We start from the raw sequence: 1,234 nt of genomic DNA on the forward strand, positions 1-1,234 counted from the left end.
ATGAAAACGAACAATTAATTGCAATTGTATTTTGCTATTTATCATGTACATTTATATTTGTATTCTGTACAAGCCATGTGTTCAGAATAAGATATCTCCTTTTTGTAGATTTTGCTATTTATCATGTACATTTATATTTGTATTCTGTACAAGCCATGTGTTCAGAATAAGATATCTCCTTTTTGTAGAGCCATTATTGGCTTGTATTTTAGCTGTTTCGTTTAAACAATTATTTGAAATAATGGAGCGATTTGGCAAAAAAGTCTTAAGAGCCTTCTTGGTGATGGGGTTGGCTTTAAGTTTATTGACAATTGCAGTGTCAGAATATAATCCGGATTTAAGTAGAACAAAATTACAAGAAGCATATTCAAAAATAGATAGTACTATTGATACAAGTAAACCATTTGCTTTTTGCTCTTTTCACTATCATAGCGAATACCTGACTGATTATTCAGAGAGTAATTATATAAAAATGCTGGATTCAGATTACTTACAGGATAGTGGCATGAAAGACTTTATTAGGATGGGAAAGGAGTATAATGATGGAGTTATAGTATTTGAAGCTGATAAAGCGCATATGGTAACACCAGTTTATGCGGACTTTCGAGATACATGGTTGGAACAGATTAGCGGTCAGAATATTGATGATACTAATGTTAATATTTATCGATATCGTTTTGAAGAAGAGGATAAATCTGCAGAAGTAAATCTAAATGACACAGAGAACTATAAGGCGGAAGTAATAGATGCCAATACTGTTTTTCTTGGAATAAGAATTAGAGAAGACTTTAATGCTGATTTACTATTAATACAGTTCTTGAATTCAAATGGTGAAAAGAAAATGTGGCAATTAGATATTCCGGATGATGTAAGACCTGGTGAGGTAGTTTGTTATAAGTTAAAACTTGCTGAACCGTATTTTGATGGGGCTGTTTTACAACCTAATATGGGGATATATAATACGAATGAAGACACATTAACAGAGATATATTATTGATAATAGTGAGGGTTAAAAATTAGGAAGGAAAAATTAGATGAGGAAAATAGCATTTATAGTTTCATCACTAGATACTGGAGGAGCACAAAGGGCGGTTTCTAATATAGTGACAAATTGGCCGGATAATTGGGAAATAGATATTATTTTAAATAATGCAACAATAATTAAATATCCATATAAGGGGAATATTAATTGATTTAAAAATAAAAAGAACCAAAGAATCGAAAAAGTGTATTA

The 1,234-nt window shown here is 30.9% G+C and carries 2 protein-coding genes; both read left to right on the top strand.

The window, feature by feature from the left end:
- The first annotated feature begins 196 nt into the window (after positions 1 to 196).
- The gene (locus DW059_RS15595; protein ID WP_117699390.1) at positions 197 to 997 is read left to right on the top strand and encodes a hypothetical protein; all 801 of its coding nucleotides are present in this window, start codon (positions 197 to 199) and stop codon (positions 995 to 997) included.
- A gap of 37 nt (positions 998 to 1,034) precedes the next feature.
- The gene (locus DW059_RS16035; RefSeq protein WP_158552149.1) at positions 1,035 to 1,193 is read left to right on the top strand and encodes a hypothetical protein; all 159 of its coding nucleotides are present in this window, start codon (positions 1,035 to 1,037) and stop codon (positions 1,191 to 1,193) included.
- The last annotated feature ends 41 nt before the right edge of the window (positions 1,194 to 1,234 follow it).

It is taken from the genome of Roseburia sp. AF42-8, from assembly GCF_003435965.1.
GTDB classification, from domain to species: Bacteria; Bacillota; Clostridia; order Lachnospirales; family Lachnospiraceae; genus Roseburia_C; species Roseburia_C amylophila.